17 protein-coding genes and 1 pseudogene are annotated in these 13,022 nt (G+C 58.3%); 12 read left to right on the top strand and 6 right to left on the bottom strand.

Annotated elements, in window-relative coordinates; all coding sequences use genetic code 11:
* Positions 1-477 precede the first annotated feature (477 nt).
* Both ACRRSD_RS28075 and ACRRSD_RS28070 read left to right on the top strand, forming a co-directional pair.
* Positions 478-894, top strand: a complete 417-nt coding sequence (locus tag ACRRSD_RS28075; protein ID WP_435036468.1) for a DUF3304 domain-containing protein — start codon at positions 478-480, stop codon at positions 892-894.
* Between the two features lie 4 nt (positions 895-898).
* Entirely contained in the window at positions 899-1,339 is a 441-nt protein-coding gene (locus ACRRSD_RS28070; RefSeq protein ID WP_435036467.1) for a DUF3304 domain-containing protein, read from the top strand.
* A gap of 52 nt (positions 1,340-1,391) precedes the next feature.
* On the opposite strand, the gene ACRRSD_RS28065 is transcribed toward ACRRSD_RS28070, so the two are convergent.
* Positions 1,392-1,688, bottom strand: coding sequence for a hypothetical protein (locus ACRRSD_RS28065; protein ID WP_414894874.1), 297 nt, complete (start codon positions 1,686-1,688; stop codon positions 1,392-1,394).
* A 496-nt stretch (positions 1,689-2,184) separates the two neighbouring features.
* Between ACRRSD_RS28065 and ACRRSD_RS28060 the strand changes: the two genes are divergently transcribed.
* Positions 2,185-2,454 carry a DUF2790 domain-containing protein gene (locus ACRRSD_RS28060; RefSeq protein WP_435036466.1) on the top strand — a complete coding sequence of 90 codons (270 nt, stop codon included), beginning with the start codon at positions 2,185-2,187 and terminating at the stop codon, positions 2,452-2,454.
* An 89-nt stretch (positions 2,455-2,543) separates the two neighbouring features.
* The gene (locus ACRRSD_RS28055) at positions 2,544-2,942 is read left to right on the top strand and encodes a hypothetical protein (RefSeq protein ID WP_026000451.1); all 399 of its coding nucleotides are present in this window, start codon (positions 2,544-2,546) and stop codon (positions 2,940-2,942) included.
* Here ACRRSD_RS28055 and ACRRSD_RS28050 read toward each other — a convergent pair.
* Positions 2,939-3,208 carry a DUF1652 domain-containing protein gene (locus ACRRSD_RS28050; protein WP_007912157.1) on the bottom strand — a complete coding sequence of 90 codons (270 nt, stop codon included), beginning with the start codon at positions 3,206-3,208 and terminating at the stop codon, positions 2,939-2,941. The genes ACRRSD_RS28055 and ACRRSD_RS28050 overlap by 4 nt on opposite strands.
* 367 nt (positions 3,209-3,575) lie before the next feature.
* Here ACRRSD_RS28050 and eco point away from each other — a divergent pair, with 367 nt between their 5' ends.
* Complete coding sequence (eco, locus tag ACRRSD_RS28045; RefSeq protein ID WP_435036465.1) at positions 3,576-4,061, top strand: serine protease inhibitor ecotin; 486 nt, start codon at positions 3,576-3,578, stop codon at positions 4,059-4,061.
* Positions 4,062-4,082: 21 nt separating this feature from the next.
* On the top strand, positions 4,083-4,388 hold the full coding sequence (locus ACRRSD_RS28040; protein WP_435038557.1) for an NIPSNAP family protein: 306 nt from the start codon (positions 4,083-4,085) through the stop codon (positions 4,386-4,388).
* Positions 4,389-4,418: 30 nt separating this feature from the next.
* Here ACRRSD_RS28040 and ilvA read toward each other — a convergent pair.
* Positions 4,419-5,408: pseudogene (ilvA, locus tag ACRRSD_RS28035) on the bottom strand (threonine ammonia-lyase, biosynthetic); the annotation flags it as partial.
* A gap of 250 nt (positions 5,409-5,658) precedes the next feature.
* Here ilvA and ACRRSD_RS28030 point away from each other — a divergent pair.
* Both ACRRSD_RS28030 and ACRRSD_RS28025 read left to right on the top strand, forming a co-directional pair.
* Entirely contained in the window at positions 5,659-5,997 is a 339-nt protein-coding gene (locus ACRRSD_RS28030) for a DUF2834 domain-containing protein (RefSeq protein ID WP_435036464.1), read from the top strand.
* 175 nt (positions 5,998-6,172) lie between these two features.
* Positions 6,173-6,658 carry a hypothetical protein gene (locus ACRRSD_RS28025; protein ID WP_435036463.1) on the top strand — a complete coding sequence of 162 codons (486 nt, stop codon included), beginning with the start codon at positions 6,173-6,175 and terminating at the stop codon, positions 6,656-6,658.
* Positions 6,659-6,701: 43 nt separating this feature from the next.
* Here ACRRSD_RS28025 and ACRRSD_RS28020 read toward each other — a convergent pair whose 3' ends face one another.
* Positions 6,702-7,475 carry a class I SAM-dependent methyltransferase gene (locus ACRRSD_RS28020; protein ID WP_435036462.1) on the bottom strand — a complete coding sequence of 258 codons (774 nt, stop codon included), beginning with the start codon at positions 7,473-7,475 and terminating at the stop codon, positions 6,702-6,704.
* Positions 7,476-7,634: 159 nt separating this feature from the next.
* On the opposite strand from ACRRSD_RS28020, the gene ACRRSD_RS28015 reads away from it, so the two are divergent.
* The 3 genes from ACRRSD_RS28015 to ACRRSD_RS28005 all read left to right on the top strand — a co-directional run bounded on the left by ACRRSD_RS28015 (position 7,635) and on the right by ACRRSD_RS28005 (position 9,472).
* Positions 7,635-8,165: a tetratricopeptide repeat protein gene (locus tag ACRRSD_RS28015; protein ID WP_435036461.1), complete on the top strand. Its 531-nt coding sequence runs from the start codon at positions 7,635-7,637 to the stop codon at positions 8,163-8,165.
* 63 nt (positions 8,166-8,228) lie between these two features.
* The gene (locus ACRRSD_RS28010; RefSeq protein ID WP_435038556.1) at positions 8,229-8,714 is read left to right on the top strand and encodes an RNA polymerase sigma factor; all 486 of its coding nucleotides are present in this window, start codon (positions 8,229-8,231) and stop codon (positions 8,712-8,714) included.
* Complete coding sequence (locus tag ACRRSD_RS28005; RefSeq protein ID WP_435036460.1) at positions 8,711-9,472, top strand: transcriptional regulator; 762 nt, start codon at positions 8,711-8,713, stop codon at positions 9,470-9,472. The genes ACRRSD_RS28010 and ACRRSD_RS28005 overlap by 4 nt, the downstream gene beginning before the upstream one ends.
* A 111-nt stretch (positions 9,473-9,583) precedes the next feature.
* On the opposite strand, the gene ACRRSD_RS28000 is transcribed toward ACRRSD_RS28005, so the two are convergent.
* Both ACRRSD_RS28000 and ACRRSD_RS27995 read right to left on the bottom strand, forming a co-directional pair.
* Positions 9,584-10,885: an ATP-binding protein gene (locus tag ACRRSD_RS28000; protein ID WP_435036459.1), complete on the bottom strand. Its 1,302-nt coding sequence runs from the start codon at positions 10,883-10,885 to the stop codon at positions 9,584-9,586.
* Between the two features lie 4 nt (positions 10,886-10,889).
* Positions 10,890-11,591 (bottom strand): response regulator transcription factor, encoded by a 702-nt coding sequence (locus ACRRSD_RS27995; protein WP_007912171.1) that lies wholly within the window; start codon positions 11,589-11,591, stop codon positions 10,890-10,892.
* A gap of 265 nt (positions 11,592-11,856) precedes the next feature.
* Between ACRRSD_RS27995 and ACRRSD_RS27990 the strand changes: the two genes are divergently transcribed.
* Positions 11,857-13,014: an efflux RND transporter periplasmic adaptor subunit gene (locus ACRRSD_RS27990; RefSeq protein WP_435036458.1), complete on the top strand. Its 1,158-nt coding sequence runs from the start codon at positions 11,857-11,859 to the stop codon at positions 13,012-13,014.
* Positions 13,015-13,022 lie beyond the last annotated feature (8 nt).

Raw genomic sequence — 13,022 nt, 5'->3', positions numbered from 1 at the left:
TACACGGATCGCCCAATTTCTTTCTTTTCAGTAAATGATTTTGGGGGGTGGCAATCTTTCTGCAATGGGCGGCGGAGGGATTGTTTGTTGCAGGAAAATCGAAGGGAAATCGGTTCGGGTTACCTGGACTCTCGGCCGAACTGGCGATCAGCTAAGGAAAGGTGTGCAGAAAGAATATCACGAGTTAAACGTGCCTCTACCTCACCGAGCACGAGGCGATGATTATCTGCACGTTCGTTTTTTACCCGGAAACGCAGTTCAGCTGAAATGGAGTTCTAACTTGATCAGCCCATTGATTCTGAACCGAGTACGACCGGTCCTTAACTGATCGGCATTGTCATTCTCAAAACAGAATCCAGCCGTAGAATATAAGTACAACTCTCTGCTTTGGACCTTATGCGCGTGATAGATATTGCTGCGGACGCACGTCGAAAACGAATATGGAGAAGAAGGCGAATAGCCCTGGCTATACTGGTCTTGCTGCTTAGCTACGCCACCCCAAAAATCATTGATCTATTTCGTACGCCCGGCGCAATGCTGACGTCAGAAAATCACACAGACCGCCCAATTTTCAGTTTTTGGGTAAATGATTTTTGGGGCGGCAATATGGCCGCATTGGGCGATGGCGGAATCATGTGCTGCCAGAGAGTTGAGGGGGAGGCAGTTCGTGTCTCGTGGGTGGTTAGCATTACAGAAGATCAGTTCAAGCAAGGAATGAGGGAAGAAGAGCATGAGGTAACATTGCCTCTACCTCTACAAAAACGTACTGATCGTTATCTACACGTGCGTTTTCTGCCTGGAAATATCGTTGAGCTGAAATGGAGTCCTGACTTGTTTAGCCCATTTGAATCCCGACCAACCAAAGCTGTTTCGGAAAGCAGTGAGGCGCAGTAAGAATATGCGATTCAGTCAGACGCCCATGTCCAGTCGCTCGAAGATATTGATCTGCGCGACAGTGCTGCTGGCCGCTTTTGTGACATCTCTAATTCATGACCGTGTTCGTACGCCCGGGGCTGCCCTTACATCCCACAACTACACTGATCGTCCCATCGGCAGCTATTGGGTAAATGGTCACTGGGGCGGTAACGGAGGCGTGACCTGTTGTTGGAGCATCGATGGCAACACCGCTAAAGTTGCATGGGTTCTGAGCATGTCTAAAGCTCAAGAGGATCTGGGGATGAAGATCGAAAGACACGAAGTGCAAGTGCACTTGCCTTCACGCAACCGTGGCGATGACACGTTGCATGTCTATTTTCTGCCGAACAATCGTATCGAGTTGGAGTGGGCATCGACGGTGCTGGATCCGCGTCCTCACTCAACGGAATCCTTACCACGCTGAAACACGGGTCGTTTCTCACTCCGCCCCGTGGCTGAGTCCTTTCAATTTCTCATCAAACCGGCGCCTTCCAACTCAACATCTGCTGCTGCGCCACCTGCAGCAAATCATTGCCATCCTGCGTCAGCAGGTAAAGCGCATGGGTGATGTGTGGAATGTCTTGCACGTCGGCGTGCTTGAAGCACAGGCAATGCAGGGTTTCGAGCAGGTCGGCGGCGGCGCGGATGCGCTGGACGGCGGCTTCGAGGATGTCTTTTGGGTTGGCTTGGGTGTCGATGAGCAGCGTCGGGGTTTCAGTGACGTTGCTGCTGAGGGGGAGATAGCGGTTTTGAAGCGGTTTAATTATTGGCATTTTGATTACTCAACTGTATTAGAGGGTAACCGCCATAGCCGTGACCAAACGGTGGGAGGCGGCCGTGTACAGGCTTGGTCAACCGAGAACAGTTCAAAACTCAGCTCGCCCGAAGGCGTCCTGCACACAGCCGCCACTGCAATGCACTCCACGGATTAGGTAATCCGAGCGGTGCAAATGATGGCACATATGCAATGAACTTTTCTCAGGTGACCAAACCCGAACCACTGATTTTGCAGCGGCAACCGACAATAACCGTCCCGCTCCACCCGCCGAAAGCAGACAAGGCACCAGCCTTTGTAGGAATTCGCCAAACCTTCCAAAGAAAACCACCGCACTCCCTGACAGCCGGCGTTCAGCCCGGTTAACCATCCCTTAACGCCGTGGTCAAAAACTCTACTGAACCGCACGCCCTCAGCCATTCTGGCTGTTGCCCAGTGCGGCAGGTTCGGGTGCATCACGCCGAACGTTAGCACCGCCACACGGGAGTCCTTTCATGAACATTCATCCTTTATTGCTCACCACCGCCCTCGCCTGCACCGCGTTTGCCGGGCTGGCCCAGGCCAATGACACCTCTGCCACGTCCAAAGCCGTGCCGTATGAGTACGGTATGCCGCTGCATGTGGCCAAAGTGGTGTCGTTGACCGAGCCGCCAACGCAACTGTGCAAGGTGGTCACGGCCGATATGAAGTACATCGACAACGCCGGTAAGCCTGAGGAAATCAGCTACCGGAAATTGTCTGACGCGTGCAACTTCCAGAACTGACAGAAACGTCTGATTTGCGGGTTTGCGGTAGGCGTGGGGAGTTTCGGCGGTTATGCTCGGAGCCCTCCTCACTGCCGCAAGGATTCGCCATGCAGTTGTCGTTTCGCACGTTGTCGGGCTTCACTTGTTCGTTGTGTTTTTTGCTGGCGTTGGCCTGGGGCGTTTTCCCGGAAAGGCTGCTGGCGATCTGGAGCATCGAGTATTCCGACGCTGCCGGGTTTGTCGCGCGGCGCAGTGCGGTGCTGTTTGCGGCGTTGGGGGTGATGTTTTATCTGGTGCGCAACGCACCACCGTCGCTGGGGCGCAATGCGCTGAGCAACGGATTTATCGTCGGTTGTTTTGGTTTGGCGGTGCTGGGTTTTGCGGAATGGCTGAACGGTCATGCCGGCCCCGGGATTTTGCTCGCGGTGCTGGTCGAGTTCGCGCTGGGCCTTGGTTTTGTGCAGGCCCGGCGCGTGACGGTCGAACTGGGTGAAACGGTGCGTTAGACGACTCTGGAGCGTGGGCTGTAGTGATGTTGCACAGTTTGCTGGTTCAGATCCGATCGCAGCCCGGCGATCAGTTCGTTGATTTCACGACAGCCATTGAGGTGGCTGGCGTCGATACCACTGACCAGCAGATCGACCTGATCGGTCTGGTGATCGCCGAAGACCTTGACGGTCATCGACAAGTCCGGCGACAGCGTGCACTGGCAGCGTTTCGGCAGAAAACTGCTTTCAATGATATTGCGTAGTTCCAAGGCAGACAGAAACATGGCGAAACCCTCTCCTTACTGTGAGATGCCAATCAAGTATTCACGCTGACCGTTGCTGCCCCTGCACGGGTGTGTCCCCGCTGTTTCCCTGGTGCGACAAGCGGTGGTACTGCGAAATGCCCATTGGAGTGTAGGCGCCCAAGGCCGGTGCGCCGCACTGAAAAGACGCATAAAGCGTGCCTTTCATCGGTTCATTTTCACCCTCATGAAATCAAGCACTTGGCGGCGGTGCCAGTATTTGGCTACTTGCAAATTGCAAGAATGGCCTCGGCGGGTACTGCAATTTGCAACTCGACGCTGGTTTGCAATCACGGCCCATGACGGTAAGAATGCCCGTTATCCACCCTACACCCGCACGGAGGCTTCCATGGGTTCTTTACGCGTCTACGCGACCACCGGCTTGTTCATCGCCAGCCTGTCCACCCTCGCCCACGCCGCCAAGCTTGAAGACGTCGCGCCGTACCCGAAGGCAGAAGCCGGGTTCACCCGCCAGGTTATTCACTTGCCCAAGCAAGAGCAGGAAGAGAACTTTCAGGTGGAAATCCTCGCTGGCAAAACCCTTGAAGTGGACTGCAACCGCCAGCGTTTGGGCGGCGTTCTCGATGAGAAGAATCTTGAAGGCTGGGGTTATCCGTTCTATCGCCTGGAAAAAGTCATCGGGCCGATGAGCACGATGATGGCCTGCCCGCCCGGCAGCCAGAAGAAACGCGCGTTCGTGCCGGTCGTCGGTGACGGCTTCATGCTGCGGTACAACAGCAAGTTGCCGGTCGTGGTGTATGCGCCGTCGGATGTCGAAGTGCGTTATCGCATCTGGTCGGCGTCAGACAAAGTCGGTGCAGCCCTGCAGGAATAACCCGAGCAAGGAGTGCGTCGTTTGATTACCTGCCACGTGCGATATGTCATTGATCCGTACCAATTGCCCGAGTTCGAGGCCTACGCCAAGGCCTGGCTCGGCATCGTCGAGCGCTTGGGCGGCACGCATCACGGCTACTTTTTGCCGTCCGAAGGCGCGAGCAACATCGCTTATTGCCTGTTCAGTTTTCTGTCACTGGCGGATTACGAGAGCTATCGGCACATCGCGATGACCGATCCGGAAAGCACCGCACTGGTGGCCAGCCTGGTCGAGAAGAAGTTTATCGTCAGCTACGAGCGCAGCTTCCTGCGCCCTTTACTGCCGTAAGCTTCATCACGCCGAGACGCTGCAGACTGCGGCGCGCTCGGCGACATGGCGCAGGCTGTCGAAGTTGATATTGGCACCTGAATCGATCGCCACGAATGTCTGCTCACGCACCCCGGTTCGCCCTACGTATTGCTTGATCCCGGCAACGGCCAGGGCGCCGGAAGGTTCGGTGATCGAGCGGGTATCGTCGTAGATATTCTTGATCGCTGCGCAGAGGTCGTCGTTGCTGACGGTGATCACTTCGTCGACGCAAAAGCGGCAGACCTCAAATCCGAACGCGCCGATCTGCGCTACCGCCACGCCATCGGCGAACGTCCCGACATTGGGCAGCACGACGCGCTGATCGGCTTCGAGCGCGGCCTTCAGGCACGCTGAGTGTTCGGATTCGACGCCGATGATCCGCACTTCCGGGCGCAGGTATTTGACGTACGCGGCGATGCCGGCGATCAGACCACCACCGCCCACCGGGATAAAAATCGCATCCAGTGCACCTTGATGCTGGCGGAGGATTTCCATGGCCACGGTGCCCTGCCCGGCGATCACTTCCGGGTCATCGAATGGAGACACGAAGGTGCGTCCAGTCTGTTCCGCCAGTTGCAGCGCGTGAGCCAGCGCGAACGGGAAACTCTCGCCGTTTAGCAACGCTTCAGCACCGCGACTGCGCACACCCAGCACTTTCAATTCTGGCGTCGTCGCCGGCATGACGATGGTCGCCGCAATCCCCAACTCGCGTGCTGCCAACGCCACACCTTGTGCGTGATTGCCGGCCGATGCAGTGATCACTCCGCGCGCCTTTTGCTCGTCACTGAGTTGCACCAGTTTGTTGTAGGCGCCACGGATCTTGAAGGAGAACGTCGGTTGCAGGTCTTCACGCTTGAGCAGAATCCGGTTGCCCAGCGCCTCCGACAGCGCCGGCGCCGCTTGCAACGGCGTGCGCACCGCGATGTCGTACACCGGCGCGGCGAGGATCTTTTTCACATAGTGTTCAAGCAGGGTTTGCTGGTCGGGGCTGTGCGGCATGGTCGTCTCCTGACAGTTTTTCAAAACCCCGGAGACAGAAAGTGAAAACCCGCCTCTAGGGCGGGTTGGGTGCTGCAGTCGTGAGCTAGCCCGCCAAATGAGGAATGGCGGTAATAATCATTGGCTGGCAACGCGATACAGTCGAAGTCATGGACTGGAAATTAGCCTGCGCGCTACTGGCAAGTCAATGGCCAATTTTGCGCGGCGGCGTTAGTCTGGCGACTCTCTCATCACACCAAGGAAGGATTGCATGATGGCTATCGCCCTGCCCCTCACGGCTTTGCTCGCGTTTAGCGGTTACACCGTTTCGGTGATGCTCCAGGCTGAACAGTCGTTGATCGATTTTGGGATCAGCCTGATGTCGCGGCCAGATACCGCGCAGGTGGTGATTGATCTGTATCTGCTGGCCACGCTGGCCGGCGTGTGGATGGTCAAGGATGCGCGGTCGCGTGGGCAGTCGGTTTGGTCGGTGGTGCCATACATGTTGCTGACCGCAATTTTTGTCTCCATTGGGCCATTGTTGTATCTGGTAGTACGTGGGGTTCGCGAGCGCAACAGGAAGGCGGTAGATCTGGCTCGGGGGAATTGATCCGGATTATTCAGCGTCGGTCCGATTGCCTTCGCGAGCAGGCTCGCTCCCACAGGGGTTGGTGTTAGCTTGTCAACTGTCAACTGTGACAGTTATGCGGCACATCCTGATGCAGTAACTTGAGTCCTCACCGGGAGCTTGCTCCCACTGAGTTCATACATCAGGAGCATTGGCGATGAGTGATTTCGAGAAAAGCACAATAGGGGACTTTTATGCTGAAACAGAAAAGGGAGCGCGCCCACTATTCCAATCGGACGAAGTGACTCTGACCAAAGGATTTCAAGCCGATCTTGGCGAATATTGGCAAGGACTCGGCAAGCAATTCATCCCGTCGGATGAGTGGCCTGGCGTCAAAAATGTTTGGCTGAGTGTTTACGTCCCTGAGGTCGCCACCGTAGGCCAGCATGAGTTGGACGCCAACGACCGTAAATATCGAGCAAGCTATGCTGTTGGCACGTTTGCTGATTTTGTTACGTACTTTTCAACGACAGGCCTGATGACTCTGGACGTTGTGCCGTCAGACAAAGATCCACGCCTGGAGGGTCGTATTGAGTTTACAGGCAAACTCCAAAATGGAGAGCAGACCGTTATTGTCACGAAAGGCGAGTTCAAATTCAGCGGTTTGACAAAAGACCTGCCTGGAACCCCGGCCAAGGAATAACGCGCTATCCGGGCAGACGAACGCCTCTCACAGCGCGGCTTCCTCACCCCAGCCTCACCGCGACATACGCCGCCGTTTCATACGGCACTGTCACCACGTCCCTGCCGCGCAGTTCCGGCTCTGCGGCAATCAATGCACCAATCTGCACATCAACCTTCGCCCGCTGCGCCTCCGGCAGCGCGGCGATGAAACTGGTCGAGCGCACACGGTTGAAGATCACGTGTTCGGGCGAACCAGTATGGCCGTGGTGAAACCGTTTAACCTGCAGAGGCGCGAACGCCGGGTGCGGAAAGGCCTCGCGCCAGGCGCCGGTGTAATAGCGCGGCGTGTCACCTTCCAGCGCATTAACGATGGCGTCCAGTTTCGGCACCCAACCGACCTGGGTGTCGCGCAGGTTCCAGATCAGCCCCAACTTGCCGCCGGGTTTGAGTACCCGGGCGATTTCAGTCAGCGCCTCGGCACTGGCGAACCAGTGAAACGCTTGCGCACAAATCACCACATCGACTGAAGCGTCCGGCAACGGCAGATCAGTCGCCGTGCCGCTCACGGCCAGTACATCGGGCCAGGCGTCAGAGAGTTTCTCCAGCATCTGCGCCACTGGCTCAACCGCGATCACTTGCGCACCGGTCGCCACCAGCCGCCCGGTGAACTTGCCGGTACCGGCGCCCAGATCGATCACGGTCTTGTGCCCATCCAGGCCCAGCGTCGCGGTCAACCATTGACTGACTTGCGGCGGATAGTCCGGCCGGCCTTTGACGTAGGTGTCGGCAGCGCTTTTGTAGCCGGCAGCGGCTGAGTGGTGGACGTGGTCGGTCATGGCAACGCTCCTTACGGCAAAACATCGGATCGACGGCAGACGCTCCCGAGCATAGCGCTTGAATTTACGCTGAACTTGAACAGTCACTGATAAAGCAATGAATAAAAATTCATGCTGTGGTGTTCAAAGTGAAACATAACCCCCTGTGGAGCCTTGCCCATGACTATCCGTTCCGTTATGTTCGCCGCCCCGTTGCTGCTGGTCGCGGCGATGGCCAGCCAGTTGGCCTTGGCCAATGGTGATGAAGAAGAAGTGCAGAAGCCCGAATGCCCGAAAGGCCAGGTCTGGGACAGCAAAACGCAGAAGTGTGTGCTGCAAGTCAGCAAAGCACTTTCGGATGCCGACCGTACCGATTACGCCTGGCGCCTCGCCAAGGCCGGTCGTTACGAAGAAGCGCTGGCGCTGCTCGATACGCTGAAGCAACCGAACACCGCCAAGGCGCTCAACTATCGCGGATACGCCACGCGCAAACTGGGGCGCACCGACGAAGGCATCGGTTATTACCTGCAATCAGTGCAGCTCGATCCGCAGTACGCGCAAGTGCGCGAATACCTGGGCGAGGCCTATGTGATCAAAGGTCGCGTCGATCTGGCGCAGGAACAGTTGCAGCAGATCAAATCGATTTGCGGTATGTCCTGCGAGGAATACCAGGATTTGGCCGAAGCCATCAACGATTCATCGAAAACCTGAGCACTTATAAGGGCCGCCATCATCGTCAACGATCAGGCATTCAGAGCAGAACTCGGACAGCATCTGGCGCGATTGTGGCGCTACGGTTTGCTGCTGTCGCGCAATCGGCATGTGGCCGAGGATCTGGTGCAGGCGACGTGTGTCCGCGCGTTGGAACGTTCGGCTCAATACGTGGCCGGCACGCGCATGGATCGCTGGTTGCTAAGCATTCTGCATTCGATCTGGCTCAACGAAGTGCGTGCTCGGCGCGTGCGTCAGGGCGCAGGTCAGGTCGATGCCGATGGCCAACTGGCGTTCGATGGTGAGTACACCGCGCAGACGCATGTGATGGCCGCGCAAGTGATCCGCCGCGTCGACGCGCTGCCTGAGACCCAGCGCGAAACCGTATATCTGGCGTATGTCGAAGGCTTGTCCTACCGCGAAGTCGCCGAGATCCTGCAAGTGCCGATCGGCACGGTCATGAGTCGTCTGGCCACCGCCCGCCTGAAGCTTGCCGAATACCCGCCGTTGCAAGCCGTGCCGAAGTCCACCGAAGGAGACCGATCATGAACACCCCTTCGGATGAACAACTGGTCGCCTACCTCGACGGAGAACTCGAGCAGGAATATCGCCATCAACTCGACAGCGCCATTGCCGAAGACTCGTTGCTCAGTCTGCGCGTGCAATGGCTCAGCCGCAGCAATCTGCCGTACAAGAAGGCTTATGACGAACTGGCGCAACAGGCGCCGCTGGATCGTCTGCAAGCGCGGCTGGATGCCATTCCTTCGCCGCAGCGTCCGGGCTTCAACCGACGCTGGTTTATCGCTGGCGCCGCCGCAGCGTTGGTGGTCGGTGGCGTGTTGGCCGACCGCTTGTTCCTCGGCTGGCATGCTGCGCGATCGAACAACTGGCGCGCCTTGGTGGGCGATTATATGGCGCTGTACGTGCCGCTAACCCTTGATCATCTGCCCACCGACGAAGCTTCCCAACGCGCGCAATTGCGCACGATTGATGCACGCCTTGGGCTGAACCTTTCGCCAGCGACTTTGAAGCTGCCGGGTGCCGAGTTCAAACGGGCGCAGATGCTCGAATACGACGGCGTGCCGATTGCGCAGATCGTTTATCTGGATGCCAAGCACGGGCCATTGGCACTGTGTGTGACCCGCTCGAACAGCGGCAGTCAACCGCTGGCGCACGAGCGTCGGCATGAGATGAATGTGGTGTATTGGACTGAACGTGAACATGCGTGGATGTTGATCGGACGTAACTCGGCGGCAGAACTTGAGCAACATGCGGGACTGCTGCGTTCACAACTGCTGAAAGTGTAAAAAAGCTGCAGGCCTTCGCCGTCTCTAAATCGCGGACAACCAGCGCTGAAGATGGCGACTGATCCGGCGCTTTCGCGAGCAGGCTCGCTCCTACACGGAGTTCTTCGCAGGCTAGACAGTGGTGGGCAACCACAAACGAAAGCGTGCCCCGCCCAATGGAGAAGACTCTACAGTCAACGTACCACCCTGCGCTTCCAGCGCCCGACGGCTGATCGCCAAGCCAAGTCCAAACCCACCCGTAGCCCGATCCCGACTGCGATCGAGTCGATAAAACGGCTCGAAAATCCGCTCACGCTCGTCATCGGGAATGCCGATGCCGTCATCATCGACCCAGATCTCACAGCCCTCGGCATTGACCTGCACGCCAATCTGAATGCGTTTCTCGCAATAGCGCATGGCGTTACGCAGCAGGTTCTGGATCGCCCGCGCGGTCAGGCGCGGATCGAGCGAGAAGCGTTCGAGCTGACCGTGCAGCAACACATCAATAACGATCTCTGGGGATTCCAGCTCTTCATCGACACTGCCCAGAATACTGTCGATGAACTCGTCCAGCGACACCTCGACCTGCTCCGGCAGTTGCGCCGGATTCTGCAAGCGGCTGTAGGAAAGCAACTCCAGCACCAGCTCATCCAGCTCGCGAATGTGCGCGACCAGTCCCAGCAAGCGCTCGCGGCTGGCGGTCGGCAAGTCATCGGACAGTGCCAGCGCCAGGCCAAAGTCCAGACGAGTCAGTGGTGTACGCAATTCATGGGACACGGCGTTAAGCAGATCGCGTTGCTGATTGAGCAGGTTTTCGATATCGCCAGCCATGGTGTCGAAGACATTGGCGAGGCTGCCGATATTGGAACTCGGGGCGATTTCCGTGCGCTCGCTCAAATGGCCCTTGCCAAAGCGTTCGGCGGTGCCTTTGAGCCGTTCCAGATCACGCCAGTGCGGACGCAGCCACATCAGCAGGCACGCGAGCAGGCTCGCGCCGATCAGTACGTTAATGCTCCAGTACAACAGATTGACGTCCAGCGGATCCGGCGGCACGACCATTTGCACCGCCGAGATGTCGTCCAGCGGCGTCACCGCCAGCGTGCGCCAGCCCCAATCGCCGATACGCACAACGTTTTCACCCCGCCGCAGGCGTTCCTGCTCGATGGCGGTGAATTGAGCATCGTCGATCCGCGCCAGAAGGATGTGCAGCGGCTGGAAGTCCTTGTCCATCGACGCCGCCAGCGCCGGCCACTGCGCCTGCGGCACGGCGTGAAACTGGCGGGTGATCAGCGATTGCAGACCGCGTGAATAGTCGAGGTTGTAAGTAACGAAGCGATCCCGGAAGGCCATGACCACCAGATCCGGCACCAGATAGATCGCCGCGCTGTACGAGATGATCGTCACCAGATAAAGGCGAAACAGGATGCGGAACATCAGCTCAGCATTCCCACTCGGAGCGGCTGAACAGATAACCCTTGCCCCACACGGTCTTGATCTTGCGCGCCTCGCCCGCATGGTCGTCGAACTTGCGGCGCAGCTTGGAGATCGCCACGTCCACCGAGCGATCGGTGCCGTTGAATTCGATCCCGCGCAGACGCTGCAGGATCTGGTCGCGGCTCAACACTTCGCCGGCATGTCGGGCCAGCACCACCAGCAAGTTGTATTCGCCGCTGGACAACTCGACCGGTTGATCGCGCCAGGTGACGGTGCGCTCGGACAGGTCAATGCACAGATTGCCCATCAGGATGCGGTCATTGGCGGTGAGCGGTTCACCGAGGCTGCTGCGGCGCAACAGCGTGCGTACCCGCGCCAGCAACACGCGCGGTTCGCAAGGTTTGGTGACGTAATCGTCGGCACCCATTTCCAGGCCCAGTACCTGATCGTGACTGTCGTCGCGGGCGGTGAGCATCAGGATCGGCAGCGTCGCCGAATCGGCGCGCAACAAACGGCAGACTTGCAGGCCGTCGAGTCCCGGGAGCATCAGGTCGAGGATCACCAGATCCGGCGGATTGACCCGCGCCCGTTCACGCACGTGGTCACCACGGCCGATCACGCTGACGGAATAACCGTTGCGTTCCAGGTAGCTGGAAATCAGTTCGGCGAGGGCGGTGTCGTCTTCGACCAGGAGGATGTTGGGCATGGGTGATCCAGAAAGTGCTGTGGCGACCGATACGGCCCATTCGCGAGCAGGCTCGCTCCCACACTGGGAATGCGATTCCTTGTGGGAGCGAGCCTGCTCGCGAAAGCTATCTATCTGTCGCAATAAATTTCAAGACCTGAAGGATATACGCCCTCGCCCATCCCTGAGCAAAACCCTTACACAATTTCACACAGCGCCTACAAAGCTTCACCGCTAATCTCGGCGTCTGCCCGTAGGATGCGGACATCAATATTGGGGGTTGTACATGTCGAACAAACTGCTGGCCGGGCTCGGCCTGATCACCATGGCGCTGACACTGAGCGCCTGTGATTCGTCCTCGAAAGCCGAGGATCAGGCACCACCGGCCACGGTGCGCATCGAGACGATCGAAGCGCATCCCCTGACGATCAGCAGCGAACTCAGCGGCCGCATCGCCGCGCCACGGATTGCCGAAGTACGGGCACGGGTGGCCGGCGTGGTCTTGCAGCGCACCTTCCGCGAAGGCAGCGACGTGAAAAAGGGCGACGTGCTGTTTCGCATCGACCCGGCACCGTTCAAGGCTGACCTCGACAGCGCCGAAGCCGCGCTGCGCAAGGCCGAAGCCAATGCCTTCCAGGCGAAACTGCAGGAGCAGCGTTACGCCCAGTTGATCGGCGACAAGGCCATCAGCGCTCAGGACTACGACAACGCCCGCGCCAATGCCCGACAGACCGCCGCTGACGTTGCAGCCAACAAGGCGGCCGTCGAACGGGCGAAACTGAATCTGGGTTACGCCACCGTCACTGCGCCGATCTCCGGGCGTGTTGGCCGTGCGCTGGTGACCGAAGGCGCATTGGTCGGGCAGAACGAAACCACGCCGCTGGCACTGATTCAGCAGCTCAACCCGATTCACGCCGACCTCACCCAATCGACTCGGGAACTCAACGAATTGCGTCGCGCGTTTCGTTCCGGGCAGTTGCAGGAAGTCGGACAGGATCAGGTCAAAGCCACATTGATTCAGGATGACGGCAGCCTGTATCCGCTGCCGGGCAAATTGCTCTTCAGCGACATCACCGTCGATCCTGGCACCGGCCAGATCATCCTGCGCAGCGAATTCCCCAATCCGGATCTCGACTTGCTGCCCGGCAGTTTCATTCGCGTACGTCTGGAGCAGGCAACGATCCAGAACGGCATCACCGTGCCGCAACGCGCCGTGCAGCGTGACAGCGCCGGTATTGCCCAGGTGCTGACCGTCGACGAACAGATGCGTGTCGCCGAACAACCGGTGCAATTGGGCGCGGTGCAGAACAATCGCTGGATCGTCACCGGCGGCCTCAAGCCCGGCGACCGCATCGTCATCGAAGGCCTGCAACATGCCCGTCCCGGCGAAACCGTGCAGATCGACGATACCCCTCTTCCACTTGCCCAGACCTCTGGTCAGTAAGCAGGACG

The organism is Pseudomonas neuropathica (assembly GCF_051174785.1).
Taxonomy (GTDB): domain Bacteria; phylum Pseudomonadota; class Gammaproteobacteria; order Pseudomonadales; family Pseudomonadaceae; genus Aquipseudomonas; species Aquipseudomonas neuropathica_A.
The sequence above is the reverse complement of the archived record's forward strand: the minus strand, read 5'-3'. Positions and strand labels throughout refer to the sequence as shown.

Excerpts from the sequence above, each read along its gene's own strand:
- ACRRSD_RS28005 (WP_435036460.1), top strand. The coding sequence starts at position 8,711 with ATGAACACCCCTTCGGATGAACAACTGGTCGCCTACCTCGACGGAGAA.
- ACRRSD_RS28020 (WP_435036462.1), bottom strand. The coding sequence starts at position 7,475 with ATGACCGACCACGTCCACCACTCAGCCGCTGCCGGCTACAAAAGCGCT.
- ACRRSD_RS28065 (WP_414894874.1), bottom strand. The coding sequence starts at position 1,688 with ATGCCAATAATTAAACCGCTTCAAAACCGCTATCTCCCCCTCAGCAGC.
- ACRRSD_RS28050 (WP_007912157.1), bottom strand. The coding sequence starts at position 3,208 with ATGTTTCTGTCTGCCTTGGAACTACGCAATATCATTGAAAGCAGTTTT.
- ACRRSD_RS28060 (WP_435036466.1), top strand. The coding sequence starts at position 2,185 with ATGAACATTCATCCTTTATTGCTCACCACCGCCCTCGCCTGCACCGCG.
- ACRRSD_RS28000 (WP_435036459.1), bottom strand. The coding sequence starts at position 10,885 with ATGTTCCGCATCCTGTTTCGCCTTTATCTGGTGACGATCATCTCGTAC.
- ACRRSD_RS27995 (WP_007912171.1), bottom strand. The coding sequence starts at position 11,591 with ATGCCCAACATCCTCCTGGTCGAAGACGACACCGCCCTCGCCGAACTG.
- ACRRSD_RS28055 (WP_026000451.1), top strand. The coding sequence starts at position 2,544 with ATGCAGTTGTCGTTTCGCACGTTGTCGGGCTTCACTTGTTCGTTGTGT.
- ACRRSD_RS28015 (WP_435036461.1), top strand. The coding sequence starts at position 7,635 with ATGACTATCCGTTCCGTTATGTTCGCCGCCCCGTTGCTGCTGGTCGCG.
- ACRRSD_RS28025 (WP_435036463.1), top strand. The coding sequence starts at position 6,173 with ATGAGTGATTTCGAGAAAAGCACAATAGGGGACTTTTATGCTGAAACA.
- ACRRSD_RS27990 (WP_435036458.1), top strand. The coding sequence starts at position 11,857 with ATGTCGAACAAACTGCTGGCCGGGCTCGGCCTGATCACCATGGCGCTG.
- ACRRSD_RS28070 (WP_435036467.1), top strand. The coding sequence starts at position 899 with ATGCGATTCAGTCAGACGCCCATGTCCAGTCGCTCGAAGATATTGATC.
- eco (WP_435036465.1), top strand. The coding sequence starts at position 3,576 with ATGGGTTCTTTACGCGTCTACGCGACCACCGGCTTGTTCATCGCCAGC.
- ACRRSD_RS28030 (WP_435036464.1), top strand. The coding sequence starts at position 5,659 with ATGATGGCTATCGCCCTGCCCCTCACGGCTTTGCTCGCGTTTAGCGGT.